This window comes from Atlantibacter hermannii (genome assembly GCF_009907385.1).
Taxonomy (GTDB): Bacteria; Pseudomonadota; Gammaproteobacteria; order Enterobacterales; family Enterobacteriaceae; genus Atlantibacter; species Atlantibacter hermannii_A.
In genome coordinates this window covers 1-19206 of record NZ_JAAATR010000062.1, presented here as the reverse complement: position 1 = coordinate 19206, position 19206 = coordinate 1, and the positions used below count along the sequence as shown (strand labels likewise).

The following is a 19206-nucleotide window of genomic DNA, read 5'->3' as shown; positions in this document are numbered from 1 at the left end:
CCCAAAAACAAAACATATCTTGCCACTTCGTGCCATCCTCCCCCCGCGCCAGCGCGATTGTTGTACCCTTATCCAACGTGCCGGCGTATCGCCTGCTTACCCCGGAGTTCATGCCTCAATGACAACAGCTTCAACACTAAAACGTGGGATCCGCTATTTGATTATCATCATCGTGCTTTTAACGCTGTTTATTTTCGCCTGGCTTCAGCAGCCGCAGTACGCTTCGCCAGTGGTGGCGCCGCAGGGGGATAATCCCCTGTACCGCGAAGGCCAATTCTTTAACGCCGAAGATCCGCCGCCGGTGACCCGCACCCAGAGCCGGTTAACCCTGTGGTATCGCTTTTTATTCGGCAAAGATGAGGGCGCGCAGCCGCCGGGCGTGCTGCCGTCGCAAAAAACCGATCTGCATCAGCTCAAGGAAAACGCCGTGGTGTGGATGGGGCATTCCAGCTATTTCCTGCGGCTCGACGGTAAAAATTATCTGGTCGATCCGGTATTCAGCGATTACGCCTCGCCGATCCCCCGCACCAACGTGGCATTTAGCGGCAGCAATATTTATCGCGCCGGGGATATTCCGCCCGTGGATTATCTGTTAATTACCCACGATCACTGGGACCATCTGGATTATCCGACTATTAATGCCCTGCGCGATAAAATCGGCAAGATTATTACCCCCACCGGCGTCGGCTCCTATTTTGAAAAATGGGGTTTCCCGAAAGCGAAAATATTCGAGGGCGGCTGGAACAGCGTGATGAAAACCGACGGGCTGAAAATTCATATTCTGCCTGCCCAGCATTTTTCAGGGCGGTTTTTTAAACGCAACCAGACGCTATGGGCTTCCTATGGGATTATTACGCCCAATCACCGGATCTACCTCGGCGGCGACAGCGGCTATGGCCGACATTTTAGCGATATCGCGGCCAGGCTCGGCGGGTTTGACCTGGCGGTGCTGGAGTGTGGGCAGTACGACGCCCAGTGGCCGTTTATTCATATGACGCCAGAAGATGCCGCTAAAGCCGCCACTGATCTGCAAGCCAAAGCCGTGTTGCCGTCTCATAACAGCAAATTCAAACTGGCGCACCATCGCTGGAATGAACCGCTGGAGCGCCTGTCTGCCGCCAGCGCGAATCAACCCTGGCGATTACTGACGCCGAAAATCGGTGAAACGGTGCAAATGGATAATAGCCAACAGACGTTCAGCCGCTGGTGGGAATATAATAACGGGGAAAATACAAGCTATTAAATTTAATAGCCACGGCCTGGATCATTATACCGGGCCGTGTCGATTGAAGACTTAAGCGCAATTCACGTTAATATTATTGCCGCATTACGCTATGTATAATATTCTTTTCTGCTGCATTTCCTCTCCGATAAATAATAACGCTAACCGCACTGCTGCCTGTATTTCTTCGGGCATTAAAGGATGATGAATGGCCGAAAGACTCAACTGGGATCGCCTTGCCGCCGCGCTTGAGCATGTCACCTTCTCCATGCGTCCGTCGCTGCGCGAGTTGCCCGCAGGTATGCTGGCGCTGGGTATCGGCGACGCCGCGTCGCCAGGGATAGCGCTGAACTGCAAAAACGGCGGTCAGCACCGTTCACTCTCTGCCTGGCTGTGGGCGATGGACGCCAGTGAACGACGCGCGTTGAGTGATAAAGCCCGTTCGCAGCCCATTACCCATATCGCGATTGAAGACTTTTCGCTGGATAGCTGTTTCGCCTGGCTGCTGTTCAGCCTGTTTAGCGACGGCGAATGCCCTGAGCTGGACGCATGGGTGCGGTATATCGACCAGTGGGAGCAGGGGTTTTATCTCGATGGCGATAACGTCGGCCGTTCCGCCGCCTGCCTGCATACGGTATTCGCCCATGCGCGCCTGCACGCCGCCCAAACCGCAACGCGTGATTACGATACAGCGTTACTGCGCGACGGCTTTATCCGCTGCCTGAAATTGCTCACGGCGTTTATTAATCACACTCTGGAGCCGCTGCAGGGCATGCAATCCCTGCCGTCGACGGACTACCTCGCGGCGCAGGCCGCGCTGGCCTACGAATGTCAGCTGTATCAACTGGCCATTGAGCGCGCTGTCACCTGTCAGCTGTTGGTGGAACAGGCCGATAGTCGCCGAAAAATGCTGGTGGATGCGCTGTTCCTTAGCGAACAACACCCCAGCGGCCTGTTCAAAATCTTCGCCCGCAACGATCGCGTCCACAGCTGGAGCAAAAACGGCTTTACGCTGTTAGGCATTTACCGTCAGCAACAGCAGGGCACGGGTAACGACATGGTGATTTCGGTGGATCCGACCAGCGGCCTGTCGCTGAAAAACCTGTGGCAGGCGCTGGAAGCGGAAGAGAACCGGCGCTGGGAAGGACGGCGTCCGTGCGATAACCCGCGCCCGCTGCACAGTTACGCTGGGGTCTCTAACGCGCCGGATCAACCCTGGTGGGATGACGCCGGACGCTACACGCTGCTGGGCGCGCCAAAGACAATTGGCAATACCGACATCCCCGGCAGCAAACTCGACTGGTGGCGTGATGTATTGCCGTTAATCTGGCAACAGGGGTTTGTCGATCATCTGCAACCCTGCCTGACGCGCGTCGACGAGGCTGTTGCGTCCGCCGAGGGGCAAAAGCGGGTGTGCGCCTGGCGCTGGAACCAGCCGGATGCGCGTTTGCAGCAAACCGATACCAGCGGCTACCTGACCAGCACGCCCTCGTTTGAAGCATGGCTGGCGGGCTGTAGCCAGCCGTTAATGCCCACTACGCCCGGCGCGCTGCCTGCGGCGGATCATTACGAGGCGCAGTGGCAGGGCGATGTACTGATCGTCAGCCATCAGCAGGGCGTCACGCTGTTCAGCCGCTCGCCGGATAATCCGCAGCTTGAAGGGTTAGTCAACGTCGCTCGCCGCATCGCCGCGCTCAGCGACGAGTACGCCCAGTTTCTACGCCAGACGCGCGAGATCTTCAAAAAATGGCCGCAGCAGTTAAAGCAGCAGGCGGGGACTATCGAGGATAAGCAGTGGGAGGAGGAGATCTTCGCCCTGCGCGTCAATGCCCTGAACGTGCTGAACAGCACCGATACCCTGTTCGCCAGCGCCCAACAAAACCGCCTGAGTGAAATGCTGCAACGGCAGTGGGGCTTGCACGAGCAGCGCGGCAGCCTGTTCGCCCAGGTGGATCGGCTGGATGCACTGATGCGCGACGCCATCGCCCGGCAGAATTCGCGCCGCCACCGCATTTACGGCTCGCTGTTTTCGGCGCTGGGGATGGGCATTGCCGCCAGCCACGTCTGGGAGCCGGTGCGCGATATCCTCACCACCAATGAATATGAGTGGCAACTGTTGCTGTTTAAACACCCCGACACCACGCCGCAGCAGCTGGCGGAGATCGCCGGGCAGAGCGCCCACTTCGAACTGATCTCGCTGATCGTCTTTTTAGCCTTTGGTCTGTTGGGATTCATCCTCTTCTGGTTCTTTGATATTCGCAGCCAGGAAGAGTAATGCGCACGGAGAAATAACCGAATGAATAATAAAACCGCTATCGCCATTGTTACCCGCTCACGGGATATTATCGCCCTGGCCCATGCACAGTTGGCCAGGGTATTAAGCGTACCGCAGCCGGAAAATAACAGCTTCGACGCCAGCTACCGGATGCTGGACGACGCCCGCAATGAGAACGGCAACTGGATCAAAGTGGGCGAGTTGCTGGGATTTAATCGGCAGCAAATGCTGGATTATGTGGATCTGATGAAGGGACTGCGCGGCTGCGACGATGTACAGAACCTTGATCCGATCACGCTGAATAAAAGCCTGATTACCAGCCTGCAAATCGTTAACCTGCTTGAACTGGCGAAACATAAATATCCGCAGCTGAGCTGGGACAGCCGCTATTCGTTACCCGACGAAACCAGCGAAGATAACGCGGTGCGTCAGATGCGCGCTATCGAACTGTTAATTCGCCAGGTGATTGACGAGGCCTGGGCGGATCAGCAGAAATTAGCCGCGCGGCTGCAAATGCTGTTTGGCAAAGATCAGGTGGCGCGGATTATGAAAAGCGCCGAAAAAGACAATATTCTCAGCGGCACGTTGCTGGACCAACTGCGGATTATTTTCTCCAATCAGGAAGATTACCCTGAATATTACGACGCCTATTTTGACGGCGCTTCGGGGCTGAATTACGCCTCCACCACTCGGGAAACCCTGTCGCAGTTTTTGCAGAGCCTGAACCATATCCGCAATAAAATCGCCCACCATAAAAAATTAACCGAATCAGAAATGCTGCTGTTAAACGAGTATTTCGACCAGGTGGTAGAACCGCTGCGCAACGCCCATCAGCAGGGGCGTTTGCAGACGGACCCGGATGCGTTGTACCGTGCGCCTGGGGAGGCCATCAACGCGTATCAGGCGCAGTTAGCGAAACAGATTGCCAACCTGGAAGACACAGGAAAGGGTATCAATAAAAAACTCATCTGGGCGCTGGCGGGTATCGCAGGGCTCCTGGTTATCTCTGGCGTGACGCTGCACTTCAGCGGCGGCAGCTATGTGAATACCGAGATCATTAAAGAGCAGGTTAGCGACGTACAGGAAAAGCTCGGCAACGTGAAGCAGGAAACCAGCGTCGATCCGCGTAAAGAGCTGGCGAACCTTGGGGTGCAGTGGGACCGGGGCACCATGGAGCAGGCGATTAAGCACGGTGACCTGCGCACAGTGAAATTGTTTAACGAAGGTGGAATGACCTGGAGTTCATTATTTTTGTCAGCGGCCATGACGGAGTACGGCAAGAACCCCAGCAAGGATCTCGCTGACACCATTGAATATGTGACTGCGCACCCTGAAAATCGGATCAACGGGTCGGAATATGAGTGCCGTACAGAAATCAATTACATGCGCGAACGGATGAAAGAAGGGACCCTCAACGAAACCTTAAACGGCAAAATTATTCGTCTGGTGTGCGCAGACCCGAAGGCGCAGAAAATCTTTGCTGAGGAACGCAAAGAAGCGGTTGAACGCCAGACCCGACTAAATAAAGAATATGCCCAATATAACAAACCGCAGGCAGCGTGCGTTAAAGAGCTAATGAAAGATGACGGCGATGCAGTGGCGAACGCTATTTTTAAAGCGCGCCAGGCGGCCGTATATTCACTGTTTCCCAACGAAGTGCGGCAGGATATTTCTCAACGGGCAGCGACAGCGACGGGCTTAAAATTTACTGATTATCAATACAGCTCTGTATCGATAAAGGTTTTCCGCGAGTCTCTTAAATATTATTGCGATCGCCGTCTTGAATTTGCCAAAGAAGATTACCCGCCCGTCATCGACGATTTAAAAGATCAGATTGATTACTACGATACCGTTGCCGCGAAATACGGCATCAGGATCTAACCCTATGCGGCATCGCGGTTCTCTGCGATGCCGCCCCGTCAACTAAACGGCCTCAACGCCAGTTCTGCGCCCAGTCCCAGCAAAAACAGTAAAAAGCACAGCCGGAAGCGCTGAGCGCTCAGGCGCGAACGGATTTTCTGCCCCAGCCACATCCCCAGCAACGCCGGGACGATCGCCAGCAGCGACTGATTAAGCTGCGCCATCGCAAACGCGTTATGTGCCGCCAGACCGCCCGCCAGCGCTACGGTAGAGAGCGTGAACGACAGCCCCAGCGCCTGCACCAGTTCATCTTTACTCATCGACAGCGCCTGAAGATAGGGCACCGAGGGCATCACAAACACCCCCGTCGCGCCAGTCACCACGCCGGTGATCGCTCCGGTAAGCGGCGAAAGCCACGCCTCGGCGCGCGCCGGAACGGTCAGCGCCGGGGCCAGCAGCGCATAGCTGGCGTAAACGATCAGCGCCGCGCCTAACCCCGCCGTCGCCCATTGCCCCGCGCCGATCAGCAATGCCGAACCGGCGACCGTGGCAGGAACACTACACGCCATCATTGGCCACAGCCGACGCACAATCTGCCCCAGCGACGGGCCGCTAAACAGCTGCCAGATATTGGTGATAAACGACGGCAGCACCAGCAGCGCGGCGGCCATCGGTAGCGGCATCATCAGGCTTAATAATCCCATTGCAACCGTCGGCAACCCCATCCCGGTTACGCCTTTTACCACTCCGGCGGCGATAAAAATCCCCATCAGTAAAATAACGTCATTCATCGTGCGTCAGCCCTTTCAGTCACGTAGTGCGTAATTGAATCAATACGCCGGGCAGGGCACAATCTGGTTTTCCCCACCCGGCCTTCGGCGCAACCGAAGGGAGAAAAGGCAGCGTATGCGGCTCGATTTGACGGATTTAACACTGTTCTTGTGCATCGTTGACGCGGGCAGCATCACCAAAGGCGCGCTGCGGGCGAACCTGGCGCTGGCCTCGGCCAGCGAGCGGCTGCGCAATATTGAACAGGACGCGGGCGTACAGCTGCTGGAGCGCCACGCGCGCGGCATACGGACCACAACGGCAGGCAAAGCCTTTGAACGCCATGCCCGGCTGATCCTCGAACAGCAAAACCAACTGAAAAGCGAGCTCAACAGCTTTGCCCGCGGCGCACAGCAGACGCTGCGTCTGTACGCCAATACCTCGGCGCTGAGCGAGTTTTTGCCATCCCGGCTGGCGCGCTGGCTGGCGGCGCACCCTGATTTGCACGTCGAACTGGAGGAGCGCACCAGCAGCGATATCGTTAATTGCCTGGTGAACGGCGTGGGCGAGGCGGGGATCGTCTCTGATGCCGTCGATCCGCAGGGGCTTCAGCGCTATCCGCTCACCACCGACAATCTGGCGCTGATCGTGTCATCAGGGCATCCGCTGGCATCGCAGAAAACAGTTCACTTCGCGGATGTTCAGGAACTGCCGTTTGTCGGGTTATATCCGGGCAGCGCGTTACAGGAGCATATTCACGCCCACGCCAGCCGCCCGCTGACGCTGCGTATTCGCATGCATACCTTTGAGGGCGTCGGCGAAATGGTGGCTCAGGGCATCGGTATTGGGGTGTTGCCGCTGAGCATAGCCGCGCGCTATCAGCCGCGCTATGGCTACGCGATCGTGCCGCTGGCAGACGGCTGGGCGCAGCGCCAGCTCTGTTTTTGCTGCCGCGACGCGGCGACGCTTTCGCCTGCCATGCAGAGTCTTCTGGAACAGCTCATCGCCGATCGATAAGCCGTCTACAGTTAACAGACACGTTAACGGAAGGAGATCGCCGATGACTGCTCGCCAGGCCACTGTTCCTCACACCCTGATGCTCGCCGCCCACGACTGGGTGCCTAATAACCCCCATTTGCCGGTGCTCATTTACAAAAACGTGATGACCGACGGCGATATCGCCAGCGGGTTTGAACGGCTGTTTGCCAACAACGGCTGGCCGCCGCAGTGGCGCGACGGGATTTTCGACTATCACCATTACCACTCCAACGCCCATGAAGTATTAGGCGTGGCACAGGGTTCGGCGCGCCTGATGCTTGGCGGCCCCGGCGGGGAAGCGATCGATGTTGAAACTGGCGACGTGCTGCTGCTCCCGGCGGGCACCGGGCACCAACGGCTCTCGGCAAGCGACGATTTTCTGGTGGTAGGGGCTTATCCGCCGGGCGCGGATTTCGATCTGTGCAGGCAGGCGGCGACGCCGGAAATGCTGGCGCGTATCGCCGCGCTACCGTTTCCAAAGCAGGATCCGGTTAATGGAGAAGCGCCTGGGTTGACGAAATACTGGCAGCGCTAATCGCTACGCGCTGAACGCGACAAAAAACAGCATCGCGCAGAAGCACATTTTCAGCGCTTGCGTGGGGAGCCGGTGCGCCAGCGCGACGCCCCAGGCAACGGTGAACACGCCGCCCAGCGCCATCGGCAATCCAACAGACCAGGCGACGTGGCCGGCAACCGCATAGGTCACCAGCGCGGTTACGGCACCGGGCAGCACCAGCGCCAGCGCGGTGCCCTGCGCTTTGGTCTGGGAGTAGGAAAACAGCGCCACCAGCAGGGGAACAATCACCATACCTCCGCCGACGGTAAACAGGCCAGAGGTCAATCCGCATACGATACCGGTGACGGGCAGCCAGGATTCAGGCAGGGCATAGCGGGGTGTTTTGCGGTTGATGACAATGACGTAGAGATAATAAAAAGCCAGCAAAAAAATAAAGCCGCAAAAAAACAGATTCAGGGATCTGGCATCAAGATGGATCGCCAGCATCGAAGAGAAAATGGAAAATACGCTCGAGAGAATACACTGCGGAATAATATTTTTGAATGTCATGTCATTGCGCCGTCGGTAGTGAATGACGCTCATTATTACGTTCGGGATGATCATAATTAATACCGTGCCCTGAGCGAGTTGCTGGTCCATCTGAAATAACCATGCCAGCAGCGGAATCGCAATAATTCCGCCGCCAATACCTAACAGACCGCCTAAAAAACCCAGCCCGCCGCCAATACATAAACATTCGAAAAATAAAAGTAATGTCGTACTCATTAGTTATCATCGCATCGCTTATCCGTCGCGCACTATAGCATTAACCCTGACGCATTAATAATGGTGTTTAACAGGCTGTGAAGTGACCTAACCGACTGTAATGCTAAATATTTATCGACTTTTCACGATTTGCAAAAAATGATTTTACTTATTTAAACCCGTTACAGGCTATACACATTACCCCTGAAATTTATACTGGCAAAAACAAACCCGAGTAATTCGAGATGACTATGAATATGGCTAAAACGCTTTACGATAAACATATCGATTCCCATACCATTAAAAAATTCGATGACGACGGTAATGTGCTGTTGTATATCGATCGTTCGATTCTCAACGAATATACCAGCCCGCAGGCGTTCAGCGGTTTACGCGAACAGAACCGCAGCGTCTGGAACCCCAAATCTGTTTTGCTCAATGTGGATCACGTTAATCCGACCCGGCCCGCGCGCAACCCGGAAATGACCGATTCCGGCGGTGCGCTGCAGGTGAAATATTTCACCGAAAACAGCCGATTCTTTGATATCGAATTGTTTGACGTGATGGATAAGCGTCAGGGCATCGAGCATGTGGTGGCGCATGAGCAGGGGCTGGCAATGCCTGGCATGGTGATTGCGGCAGGGGACAGCCATACCACCACCTACGGCGCGCTCGGCGCATTCGGCTTTGGCATCGGCACGTCGGAGATCGAACATTTCCTCGCCACCCAAACGCTGGTGTACAAAAAGCTGCGCAATATGCGCGTCACCCTGGAAGGCCAGCTCGGCGCGGGTGTCACGTCCAAAGACGTCATCATGGCGCTGATAGCCCGTATCGGCGCGGACGGCGCGACCGGTTACGCCATCGAATTCTGCGGCAGCGTTATCGATAACCTGAGCGTCGAAGCGCGCATGACCATCTGCAATATGGCGGTGGAAGCGGGGGCGCGCGGTGCCTTTATGGCCCCGGACGATAACGTTTTTGCTTACCTGAAGGACACGCCGCGCGCGCCGAAAGGCGAACTGTGGGATCGCGCGGTAGAGAGCTGGCGGACGCTTAAAACCGATCCGGGTGCGAAGTTTGATAAAGAAGTCTGTATCGACTGTTCCCTGCTCGAACCCTTTATCACCTGGGGGATCAGCCCCGATCAGGCGGGCCCGATTACCGACGTGATACCCGATCCGCAATCCATTGAAGATCGGCAGAAAAGGCACGATTACCAGACGGCGCTTAACTATATGGAACTTAAGCCCGGTACGCCGTTCACCGGGATCCGCATCTCCCACGCCTTTATCGGTTCCTGCACCAATAGCCGCATCGAGGATTTACGCGAAGTGGCGAAGGTGCTGGCGGGCAAAAAAATCGCCCCGCACGTGCGCGGCATGATTGTGCCGGGATCGACCCAGGTGCGGGAACGCGCCGAACGGGAAGGGCTGGCGCAGATCTTTATCGATGCCGGTTTCGAGTGGCGTCAGTCAGGGTGTTCGATGTGCCTGGCCATGAACGAAGACGTGCTGTCGCCGGGCGATCGCTGCGCCTCCAGCACCAACCGCAATTTCGCAGGCCGTCAGGGCGCGGGCTCGCGCACCCATTTAATGAGCCCGGCGATGGTGGCCGCCGCTGCGGTTGCCGGTCACTTAACCGATGTCAGATATTTCACCGAGGTTTAATCATGGAAGCGTTTAACTGCGTAACGGGTATTGCCGCCCCGATGATGGCGGCAAATATTGATACCGATGTGATCATGCCGAAGCAGTTTCTTAAAGGCATTGACCGTAGCGGCCTGGATCGGGGCTTATTTTTCGATTTACGCTTTAATCAGGACGGCAGCCTGAATGAGGATTTTATTTTAAATCAGCCGGGATGGCAGGGAGCCAGTTTTCTGGTTGTCGGCCCTAATTTTGGCTGCGGCTCCAGCCGGGAACATGCGGTATGGGGATTAAAACAGCTGGGAATCAAAGCCTTAATCGGCACATCTTTTGCCGGAATATTTAATGATAACTGCCTGCGCAACGGCGTATTAACCATTTGCCTCAGCGAGACGGAAATACAGCAAATCGCCAACTGTATTATGCAGCGCGAGACCAATACCCTCCAGGTCGATTTAGCGCAGCAGACCGTCACCAGCGCAGATCATCAATACGCCTTTGCCATTGACCAGATTAAAAAAGATATGTTGTTACAGGGGCTCGATGCTATCGGCTTCACCCTGTCGTTTACCCGGGAAATTAAGCAGTTCGAAGAGCAATACTTTGCCCGCAATCCGTGGCACAGAACCGTTCAGTATTAACAGGAATAAGCGCAATGAAAATTGTCAACTTTAGCATTAATGGTAAAAATAAATTCGGTATCGTCAGGGACGCCGGCATTATTGATGTCAGCGCGATTTATGGAAATCGCTATCCGTCATTAAAAGCGTTTCTCGAGCATGAAGATGTTTCCAGCCTGAGAGAAATTGCCCGTGCCGCCGCAGATTACGCTATTAATGACGTCGCGTTTCTGCCGGTTATCGATAATCCGACCAAAATTATCTGCGTTGGGATGAACTACAGCGAAAAACGCGCTGAATTTAATGAGCAGAATCCCGAACCGACGCTGTTTATTCGCTTCGCCGACTCGCAAACCGGCCACCTGAGCTACGTCAATAAGCCTGCCGAATCCCGGGAATTTGACTACGAAGGGGAACTGGCGGTGATCATCGGCAAGAAGTGCAGCCATGTCAGCGAGCAGGATGCGCTGTCGCATGTGGCGGGCTACAGCTGCTATATGGATGGCTCCGCCCGCGACTGGCAGCATACCTGGTACACCGCCGGGAAAAACTGGCCGCGCACCGGCGCCTTCGGCCCGTATTTAACCTGCCGGGATGAAATCCCGGATCCGCATAATTTACAAATCCGCACCTTTTTAAATTCACGGGAAGTACAGTGCGATAATACCAAAAATATGATCCATAAAATCCCGTACCTTATTTCCTATATCAGTACCTTTACGCCATTAAGCGCGGGCGATGTGATTATTACCGGCTCGCCCGGCGGCGTCGGTAAAAAAAGAACTCCGCCGCTGTTCTTAAAAGAGGGAGATTGTATTGAAGTGGAAATCGAAGGGCTGGGACGCTTAAGTAATCATATTAAAGAATCTGTCGCAGCATAATTAAAAATAATTTTGAACATCTTTTACCTCTTCAGGAAGTAAGCCCTCTTATTGCTATAAAGGCGGAAACAATGAATAACATTGAAACTCATACCCTACATGATGGTAAGAAACTGACAGCGACGCATACTCTGGGCGGGCTGTCAGTAAAAGAAATTTGTTCAGTACCGGTTTGGTTTTTTGCAACAATGTGCGTGATAGTGGGTTCAGCGGCGTGGTTTGGCACATTACCTAAAAATATGATTGGCGGCCTGGCGATTATCATGTCTTTGGGGTTTATTTTATCCACCGTCGGCAAGAATATTCCGGTAATAAAAGATATCGGCGGCCCGGCCATACTTTGCCTGATGATCCCCTCGATTCTGGTCTTTTATCACGTCATCCCTGAAAACGTGCTGGATTCGGTACATGTGCTGATGAAGGATGCCAACTTTCTGTATTTCGTGATCGCGACGCTGGTGGTGGGCAGCATCCTGGGCATGAACCGCATTATTCTGGTTCAGGGGATGATTCGAATGTTCGTGCCGCTGGTGGTGGGTACGCTGACCGCCGTTGGCGTGGGGCTGGTCGTCGGGAAGGCGGTTGGCTACAGCTTCTATCACACCTTTTTCTATATTATCGTGCCGATTATTGGCGGGGGCATTGGGGAAGGGATTTTACCGCTGTCGCTGGCCTATTCTTCTATCCTCGGCACCACGCCGGATATCTATGTGGCGCAGCTGGTGCCTGCCGCCGTTATCGGCAATATCTTTGCTATCGTCTGCGCGGGCTTTTTGTCGAAGCTCGGTAAAATGAAACCCGAACTCAGCGGCAACGGTATGCTGATCCGCACCGCAGAAGATAACGCCATTTTTAATAACATCGGTGATGAATGGAACGGCAAAACCGACTATTCCCTGATGGGTGCCGGGTTATTAATGATCTGCTGCTTCTTTATCTTCGGCGGCCTGCTGGAGCGCCTGGTACATATTCCGGGCCCGGTATTGATGATTGTGATGGCGGTACTGTGTAAGTACGCCAAAGTCATCCCCGGCAGAATGGAGACCGGCGCGAAATCCTGTTACAAGCTGATTTCCACCTCGCTGATTTGGCCGACCATGATCGGCCTTGGCATGCTGTACGTGCCGCTGGAAAGCGTGGTGTCGGTATTTTCCGTCGCCTACGTGGCGGTTTGCGCCTCGGTGGTGCTGTCAATGGCCGTTGTCAGCTTCCTGCTGGCCCGCTTCCTGAATATGTACTCTGTCGAAGCCTCCATCGTGACGGTTTGTCATAGCGGGCTTGGCGGCACCGGGGACGTGGCGATCCTCTCGGCCTGCGACCGCATGGGGCTGATGCCGTTTGCGCAGATCTCAACGCGTATCGGCGGTGCTTCTACCGTGATTCTGGCGACCATGCTGCTGGCGGCATTTTCCTGATGCGTTCGCCGCCCCCTGCACAGGGGGCGGCAATCAGAAGTGAATGCTTTTGAAATAGCTTTCAAGAAAAGTAATGCACTTTTGCGTCTTGATGGATTCTTCAAGTTTGGTCGGATAGACCGCCCACACCGACGCCTGTTCATAATAATCGGGCAACAGCTGAATCAGATCGCCAGACGCAATATAGCGTTTTGCATCCCACTCGCTGCGCAGCGCAATACCGCAATCGTCGAGCGCCCATTGCAAAATCACTTCGCCATTATTTGATGACAGGTTGCCGTCAACCCGCACCGTTTCCTGCCTGTGCCCGTCGCTGAGATGCCACAGACCGAAGGTCAGCCCCTTTTCCTGTAAAAACAGGCACTGATGGCGGGAGAGATCCGCAGGCGAGGCAGGGGCAGCGTGCTGGTTCAGGTAGCCCGGCGAGGCGCAGAGGATACGTTTATTGTCGGCAATTTTTTTGGCGTAATAGCGTTCGTGAAAACTCTCGCCCACCATAATTTCCAGATCGACATTCTCTTTAATCAGATCCAGTTTGGTGTCGGTTAAGGTGAACTTAATTTTTAAACCGGGATGTAATCTGGAGAAGGCCGACAGCGGGTTGGTTAGATGATTTTTACCAAAGCCAAATGAACTGCAAATATGGAAATTGCCCTGAATATCATTTTTGATATTCACAATCAGATCCATCGCCGCGTTATTTTTGTTGATAATCTCTTCGGCCTGAATAAGGGCGACTTCTCCCGCCGCCGTCAGGCGCATTTCACGCGTATTACGATGCAGCAGTTTCGCGTTTAAGGTTTCTTCCAGCGTATTAATCCGCTTCGTCACCCAGGCATTGGAAAAACCAAGCTCAACCGCCGCACCGGAAAAACTGTTATGGCGCACCACCGCCATAAACACTTCCAGGTCTTCTACCTGCGGCCATTTCTTTTTCATTGGCGTGGATCCTTGCGGGATATTAAGCGGTAAATAATACAATAGCCCGCACCGGTATTTCATCTTATTAAGCCATTAAATAACGCCAGGCGCACAGGAGGCAGACCGCGTTATTTCACCGCCCGGTAACCCACATACCCATTTCGCGCGTCGTACAGCACATCAAACCCGTTAAGGAAATTGACCCCGGTATTGACAAACGGCGTTTGCCGGGTGGTGTTGAGGATAATTTTCTCCGGTGCCAGCGGCGAGTCGCTGCCGCTGAGGGAATAGCTCACCGCCGGCGTAAACGTGAAAGTCAGCGAGGCGTCATCAGGCAGGGCGCTGGACGGATAATTCGGCAACGTCAAAAACATCTCGCTCACCCCGGTGTCGACCAGCGCCGTTCCGCAGCGTTTGGCATCGCTGTTCACCACGATGCACACCGGCGCGGCCTGCCATTCGCCGGGAATACGCGGGTCGGGCTGCAATTTAGCGTAAGAGAATCCGCCCTGCGTGACCGTCGCGTTCAGCCCCACGTGTACCCCGTTGCGCGTCACCACGTAGCCTTGGTGAAAATTATCCGCTGACGCCGGGTTTAATAACGGATTGGTGTCGGGCGTGCTCTGCTTCTGTTCGCTGCCTTCCCGGGCAAAACCGACGCCCATCATGGCGACGCCGCGCGGGTTATCTTCCGGCGTGCAGTGGCGCGCGTTGTCCTGACAGGCGATTTGCGTCACCGCCAGCACCGGGATCGGCGCGGTGGTAAAGTGCTGGCCGTTGCTGCCGCTTAGCGTCACCGGCGTGGTCACCCAGGAGCCGATCATGATCCGCCCCGAGCTGTTGTAAGTCAGTTTGCCCGGCGTGCCGGGGAGCTGCGAAAAGCGGGGGATCGATTCGGCGGAAATCACAATTCCGGTGGAGCCGGTATCCATTTCAATCGGACGCGCATCCCCGCCGGGGAAATTAATCCGCAGCCCCGGCGTGTGGGCCACGCCGGTTGGCGCTTTCGAAGAAGGGTAATACTGCAAATACACGCTCTGGCTGCTGGCGTCGCTAAACTGCGGCGCGTCGGCGGCCCATACAGCGCCTGCCGCGCTGATAAACAATAAGGCGAGTGCTGCTTTCGTCATCCGGTTACCTCTGCGAGAAAAATGTGTCCATCCTGAGTGTAGACCAGCCTGGATCCCGCCAAATCCGGCGGGTGCACTATACTGCTACAGGTTTACGCCCGCTGACGAGGAAAGGGATGTGAGTATCTGGCTTAACGTAGTGATTGTTCTGGCTAGCGCGGCGGCGATGGAAGCCGTGGCCGCGTTGTCCCACCGTTATATCATGCACGGCTTCGGCTGGCGCTGGCACCGCTCTCATCACTCCCCGCGCACCGGCTGTTTTGAGCTTAACGATATGTTTGCCGTGGTGTTCGCGGTAGTCGCCATCGCGCTGATCGCCGTGGGGACCGCCGGCGTATGGCCGTTGCAGTGGATCGGCGCGGGCATGACGCTGTACGGCGTGCTCTATTTCCTGGTCCACGACGGGCTGGTGCATCAGCGCTGGCCGTTTCACTGGGTGCCGCGCAAAGGCTATCTTAAGCGGCTGTGGCTGGCGCACCGTTTCCATCATGCGGTGAACGGCAAAGAGGGCTGCGTGTCGTTTGGCTTTTTAGTGGTGCGTTCGCCGGAGGCGTTGCAGGCGCAGTTACGCAATCGTCGCCGTCCGGCTAAACAGGCCGCTGCCACAGTGAATCCCGACGCGGCGAACGCGCCGCCAGCGGCGCAATCGCCGCGCGCCCCGCGCCCTTAAGCAGCAGCGCCAGTTTTTCCGCTTTACCGGTGTGCTGGCGGCTGTTCCAGGCCTGCTCCCCGGCGTCAGCCACCTTGATACCGATGGCGCGATACACATCCCTGGCGGTGGCAATCGCCCAGCGGGAGCGCAGAGGCAGGGCGGGCAACCCTGCCAGCGCCGAGACGTAATAAGGCTCCGCCTCGTCCAGCAGCCGCGCCACCACCCGGTACAACGCCGCCCGGTTCTCCACCGCGTGAAAGTTCCCGAGGCTTAACCCTTGTTCAGCCAGCCACTGACCGGGCAGATAGCAGCGCCCGGCTTCGGCGTCTTCAATCACATCCCGCGCGATGTTGGTCAACTGAAACGCCAGCCCCAAATCACAGGCCCTGTCCAGCACCCGCTCGTCACGCACGCCCATAATATGCGCCATCATCAGGCCGACGACGCCTGCCACGTGGTAGCAGTAGCGCAGGGTGTCATCCAGCGTGTGATACCGCTCGCCGCGCACGTCCATGGCAAAGCCTTCCAGATGTTCCAGCGGCCATCGGGCGGGAATGTGGTGACGCATCGTCACTTCCTGCAACGCGGCAAACGCCGGTTCACTCATCGCGTGGCCCTGATATACCTGTTGGGTGGCGGTACGCAATTGCGTCAGCCGCTGAACGGGGGAGTCGCTGGCAGGCGCGTCGGCAGCGAAACCGGCGATTTGGTTATCGATGGCGTCATCGCAATAGCGGCACCAGGTGTACAGCATCAGCACGCTGCGGCGGGTGTCGGCATCAAACAGCCGGGCGGCGGCGTCGAAGCTTTTTGAGCCGCTGCGCATGGTGTTGGCCGCGTGGCGGAACAGCGGTTGATTCATGCCAGATCCTCCAGCATCAGCCGCGCCGTGGCTTTCGCCGAGCCGATCACGCCAGGGATGCCCGCGCCGGGATGAGTGCCCGCGCCCACCAGATACAGATTATGCAGATGCTCATCCCGGTTATGGGGACGGAACCAGGCGCTCTGGGTGAGCAGCGGCTCCAGCGAAAACGCCGACCCGAGATGCGCGCCCAGGGTGTGCTGGAAATCATCCGGCGTAAAGATGCGGTGCGTCACCAGCTGCTGGCGCAAATTCGGCATATAGCGCCGTTCCAGATAGTCGAAAATCCGCTCGCGCAGCGCCGGGCCTTCCACGCGCCAGTCGAGCGGCGCATTGCCAAGATGGGGCACCGGCGTCAGCACGTAAAACGCGCCGCAGCCCGGCGGGGCCAGCGACGGATCCGTGGCGCACGGCGAGTGGAGATACAGCGAGAAATCGTCCGGCAGGGTGGAGCCGTTAAAGATCTCCTGCACCAGTTCTTTGTAACGCGGCCCGAAGCAAATGGTGTGGTGAGCCAGCTGCGGATGCGGAGCGTTCAGACCGAAGTACAGCACAAACAGCGAGTTGCTCATGCGCTTCCCGGCCAGCTTCTCGCCTTTGGTTTTGCCGTGCGGATCGTGGCCGAGCAGCTTTTGATAGGTGTTGACCACATCGGCATTGGAGGCGACGGCGTCGGCGGCGAATACGCGTCCGTCCTGGGCCATCACCTGGGTGACTGTCTGCTGGTTAACCTCGATGCGCTCAACCGCCGTGTTCAGCTCCAGCGTGCCGCCCAAATCGGTAAACAGCTTGACCATGCCGTTGACCAGCGCCCCGGTGCCGCCGCGCGGGAACCAGACGCCCCATTCGCGTTCCAGCGCGTGGATCAGGGTGTAGATCGCCGAGGTGGCGAACGGGTTGCCGCCCACCAGCAGTGAGTGAAATGAAAACGCCTGGCGCAGGTGTTCGTCCTGAATAAAGCGCGACACCGCCTGATAAACATTTTCCCAGGCGCGCAGCCGCATCAGTTGCGGGCTGACTTTTACCATATCGCTGAACTGCAAAAACGGCGTCGCGCCGAGCCGCAGGTAGCCCTCTTTGAACACCGCTTTCGAATAATCCAGAAAGCGGGCGTAGCCCTGCACGTCCGCCGGGTTAAAGTCAGCGATCTGCTGCTGGAGCAGTGCCTGATTATTGTTGTAGTCGAAGCGCTTGCCGTCCTCCCAGCACAGCCGGTAAAACGGATCGACCGGCAGCAGTTCGACGTAATCTTCCAGCCGTTTTCCCGCGCTGGCGAACAGCTCCTCCAGCGCGCTGGGATCGGTGATCACCGTCGGCCCGGCGTCAAAGGTAAACCCCTGGTCGTGATAAACGTACGCCCGCCCGCCGGGCTTATCGCGCTGCTCCAGCAGCGTGGTCTGTATCCCCGCCGCCTGTAAGCGGATGGCAAGCGCCAGCCCGCCGAATCCTGCACCAATCACCACGGTTTTTTTCATTATTTATTCCCTGTGTTTATCGCCGCCCGCAGCGCCCCGAAAACGGGGACGGGAGGCTTGCCTGTCAGTATTCGCGCTTTGTCGGTCAGCGTCAGGTTCCCGGCGTAGAAGCGCGCGATGGTCGCATCGGGTAAGCGATAGAATTTTTGCATCACCTGCCAGCGGCGATCTGCCTGGCCTGCCAGAAACAGCATCCGGTTGAGCAGGCGCAGGAAACCCTGGTTGCGCCACTGGCGGGTCGCGATCCCCTGAACCAGCCGGTGCAGGCGGTGGGCGTCGATACGATCCTGATCGGCAATAGCGTCGGCCAGCTGCGCCGCCAGCGGCAGGGAGTAGCCGGTCACCGCATGGAACAGCCCGGCGCGCATCCCGGAACAGGGCTGGCTGGCGTGCAGCGGCGCGTCGCCCGCCAGCGTCAACGGCAGGCAGCCGGTCTCTTCGCGCAGCAGGCGATCCAGCGCCATGCCGTGCCGGGCGGCATACTGGCGGATGGCGTCGCGATACTCTTGCGCCGGTAAGTCCGGCACGTTGCTAAAGCGGGTGTCCTCAATCAGCAGCGTGTCGGGCGTGAGCGGCAGCAGATAGAAAAACCGGTAAGCGTTGTGCTGGGCCACGGTGGCGTCCATCAGCAGCGGGCGCGTCAGGCCGTGCGGCCCGGCAAGCCGCCACTCCTGCCCGACGAACAGCTGCCAGGCGCAGCGCCAGCCCGGCATGGCGCGCTGGCCGCGCCCGTCAATCACCGCCCTGGCGCGCAGCGTGGTGCCGTCTGCCAGTTGCACGCTGTCTGGCGCGACGTCGGCCACCGGGCAATTCAGCCACAGATCGTCTCCCAGCGCCTCGCGCAGCTTGCTGGCAAAGCGTTCAGCGCTGACGGTGTAATAGGGTTGATCGATATCGCGCATCAGCGCCGGGAAAATCACCTGATAACCGGGCCAGCGGTGGGCCACCAGCGGGGCGATCCACTGATGTTGCGCGGCGCTGAGATCGTGATGATGAAACGACCAGGTGTGGTTGCCGCCGGGTGAGGCGCCCTGCTCAAGCATCAGAATGTTCATGCGGGGATGGCGCTGTTTCAACCGCCAGGCAATCAGGCCGTTCGCCAGACCCGCGCCCACAAGGATCAGATCCCAGTTCATGGTTGCGCCGTCCCCCGGTAAACCGGGCGTCCGCTGAGCAG

General features: G+C 57.0%; 17 protein-coding genes. 10 read left to right on the top strand and 7 right to left on the bottom strand.

The features are described from left to right. Positions 1 to 118: 118 nt before the first annotated feature. From GV764_RS16215 to GV764_RS16205, 3 genes are all read left to right on the top strand, one after another. A complete protein-coding gene (locus GV764_RS16215) occupies positions 119 to 1243 on the top strand; it encodes an MBL fold metallo-hydrolase (RefSeq protein ID WP_161661030.1) in 1125 nt (374 codons plus the stop codon). Between the two features lie 187 nt (positions 1244 to 1430). Next, complete coding sequence (locus GV764_RS16210; protein WP_161661029.1) at positions 1431 to 3497, top strand: hypothetical protein; 2067 nt, start codon at positions 1431 to 1433, stop codon at positions 3495 to 3497. Between the two features lie 21 nt (positions 3498 to 3518). After that, on the top strand, positions 3519 to 5378 hold the full coding sequence (locus tag GV764_RS16205) for an STY4199 family HEPN domain-containing protein (RefSeq protein ID WP_161661028.1): 1860 nt from the start codon (positions 3519 to 3521) through the stop codon (positions 5376 to 5378). A gap of 38 nt (positions 5379 to 5416) precedes the next feature. Here the strand turns inward: GV764_RS16205 and GV764_RS16200 are convergent, their stop codons facing one another. Continuing rightward, complete coding sequence (locus GV764_RS16200; protein ID WP_161661027.1) at positions 5417 to 6148, bottom strand: sulfite exporter TauE/SafE family protein; 732 nt, start codon at positions 6146 to 6148, stop codon at positions 5417 to 5419. Between the two features lie 115 nt (positions 6149 to 6263). On the opposite strand from GV764_RS16200, the gene GV764_RS16195 reads away from it, so the two are divergent. Both GV764_RS16195 and GV764_RS16190 read left to right on the top strand, forming a co-directional pair. After that, positions 6264 to 7142, top strand: a complete 879-nt coding sequence (locus tag GV764_RS16195) for a LysR family transcriptional regulator (protein ID WP_161661026.1) — start codon at positions 6264 to 6266, stop codon at positions 7140 to 7142. Positions 7143 to 7185: 43 nt separating this feature from the next. Further along, complete coding sequence (locus GV764_RS16190) at positions 7186 to 7698, top strand: cupin domain-containing protein (RefSeq protein WP_161661025.1); 513 nt, start codon at positions 7186 to 7188, stop codon at positions 7696 to 7698. 3 nt (positions 7699 to 7701) lie between these two features. Here the strand turns inward: GV764_RS16190 and GV764_RS16185 are convergent, their stop codons facing one another. Further along, positions 7702 to 8445 carry a sulfite exporter TauE/SafE family protein gene (locus GV764_RS16185; protein WP_161661024.1) on the bottom strand — a complete coding sequence of 248 codons (744 nt, stop codon included), beginning with the start codon at positions 8443 to 8445 and terminating at the stop codon, positions 7702 to 7704. Between the two features lie 230 nt (positions 8446 to 8675). On the opposite strand from GV764_RS16185, the gene leuC reads away from it, so the two are divergent. From leuC to GV764_RS16165, 4 genes are all read left to right on the top strand, one after another. Continuing rightward, positions 8676 to 10094 carry a 3-isopropylmalate dehydratase large subunit gene (gene leuC, locus GV764_RS16180; RefSeq protein WP_161661023.1) on the top strand — a complete coding sequence of 473 codons (1419 nt, stop codon included), beginning with the start codon at positions 8676 to 8678 and terminating at the stop codon, positions 10092 to 10094. A gap of 2 nt (positions 10095 to 10096) precedes the next feature. Further along, positions 10097 to 10714 (top strand): 3-isopropylmalate dehydratase small subunit, encoded by a 618-nt coding sequence (leuD, locus tag GV764_RS16175; protein WP_161661022.1) that lies wholly within the window; start codon positions 10097 to 10099, stop codon positions 10712 to 10714. Between the two features lie 14 nt (positions 10715 to 10728). Continuing rightward, positions 10729 to 11574: a fumarylacetoacetate hydrolase family protein gene (locus GV764_RS16170; protein ID WP_161661021.1), complete on the top strand. Its 846-nt coding sequence runs from the start codon at positions 10729 to 10731 to the stop codon at positions 11572 to 11574. Between the two features lie 71 nt (positions 11575 to 11645). Then, a complete protein-coding gene (locus GV764_RS16165) occupies positions 11646 to 12989 on the top strand; it encodes a 2-hydroxycarboxylate transporter family protein (RefSeq protein WP_161661020.1) in 1344 nt (447 codons plus the stop codon). 33 nt (positions 12990 to 13022) lie between these two features. On the opposite strand, the gene GV764_RS16160 is transcribed toward GV764_RS16165, so the two are convergent. Both GV764_RS16160 and GV764_RS16155 read right to left on the bottom strand, forming a co-directional pair. Next, a complete protein-coding gene (locus GV764_RS16160) occupies positions 13023 to 13928 on the bottom strand; it encodes a LysR family transcriptional regulator (RefSeq protein WP_161661019.1) in 906 nt (301 codons plus the stop codon). Between the two features lie 110 nt (positions 13929 to 14038). Continuing rightward, a complete protein-coding gene (locus GV764_RS16155) occupies positions 14039 to 15040 on the bottom strand; it encodes a hypothetical protein (RefSeq protein WP_161661018.1) in 1002 nt (333 codons plus the stop codon). Positions 15041 to 15206: 166 nt separating this feature from the next. Between GV764_RS16155 and GV764_RS16150 the strand changes: the two genes are divergently transcribed. Continuing rightward, the gene (locus GV764_RS16150; RefSeq protein ID WP_161661031.1) at positions 15207 to 15710 is read left to right on the top strand and encodes a sterol desaturase family protein; all 504 of its coding nucleotides are present in this window, start codon (positions 15207 to 15209) and stop codon (positions 15708 to 15710) included. Here the strand turns inward: GV764_RS16150 and crtB are convergent. Genes crtB through crtY form a run of 3 tightly spaced genes read right to left on the bottom strand, consistent with a single transcriptional unit; the run spans position 15628 to position 19165 of the window. Next, entirely contained in the window at positions 15628 to 16554 is a 927-nt protein-coding gene (gene crtB, locus GV764_RS16145) for a 15-cis-phytoene synthase CrtB (protein WP_161661017.1), read from the bottom strand. The genes GV764_RS16150 and crtB overlap by 83 nt on opposite strands. Beyond that, positions 16551 to 18029 (bottom strand): phytoene desaturase, encoded by a 1479-nt coding sequence (locus GV764_RS16140; RefSeq protein WP_161661016.1) that lies wholly within the window; start codon positions 18027 to 18029, stop codon positions 16551 to 16553. The genes crtB and GV764_RS16140 overlap by 4 nt, the downstream gene beginning before the upstream one ends. Next, complete coding sequence (gene crtY / locus GV764_RS16135; protein ID WP_161661015.1) at positions 18029 to 19165, bottom strand: lycopene beta-cyclase CrtY; 1137 nt, start codon at positions 19163 to 19165, stop codon at positions 18029 to 18031. Before crtY ends, GV764_RS16140 begins: the two co-directional genes overlap by 1 nt. Positions 19166 to 19206: the final 41 nt, after the last annotated feature.